At 75.0% G+C, this 535-nt stretch carries 1 protein-coding gene; it reads left to right on the forward strand.

Going from position 1 to position 535, the window contains the following annotated elements; all coding sequences use genetic code 11:
- Positions 1 to 350: 350 nt before the first annotated feature.
- Positions 351 to 535: hypothetical protein (locus EPA64_RS16575; RefSeq protein ID WP_220443783.1), on the forward strand; the 185-nt coding region annotated here is incomplete at its 3' end.

The raw sequence follows: 535 nt of genomic DNA on the forward strand, positions 1-535 counted from the left end.
CGGGACGCGGTCAACCGGGCGGCGCGAGGCGTGGCCAAGCGTCTTGTGCGGCGGGTGGCGAAGAGACGGGTGCGGGACGGGATGTCGCGGCCGCACAGCAGAGCGGGGCCGCATCCGTTAGCGGTTTGACGAATGCGCTCTTGCGGGCGCGTTTGTCGGGCGGCGCGGCGTTCGGATCGGACGGCAGGCAAATCGCTGCGAAGGCAGGCGGCATGGCTGATCGCGGGGCCGTGCGCCGGCCGGATCGGGCGTCGCGACTGCGCCACGGCCGCAGGTGGCACCACGGCCGCACGCGGCAGGCATGGCCCCTGCATTCCTGACCCGGCGCCCGGGCCGCAGGGCTTGCGTCGATGCCCGGATTCAGCCAGTGCGGCGGCAGGTCGTCGCGACGGCAGGCGGCACGGCTGATCGGCCGGCAGGGCGCTGGCCGGATCGGACGTTGCGACGGTATCACGGCCCCGCAGGGCGGCATGGTTCCCGCAGGCGGCACCATCGCCCCGCAGCCCGGACCCGCGCCCGGATCGCAGGGCTTGCG

The organism is Paracoccus luteus, from assembly GCF_004522155.1.
Classification (GTDB): Bacteria; Pseudomonadota; Alphaproteobacteria; order Rhodobacterales; family Rhodobacteraceae; genus Paracoccus; species Paracoccus luteus.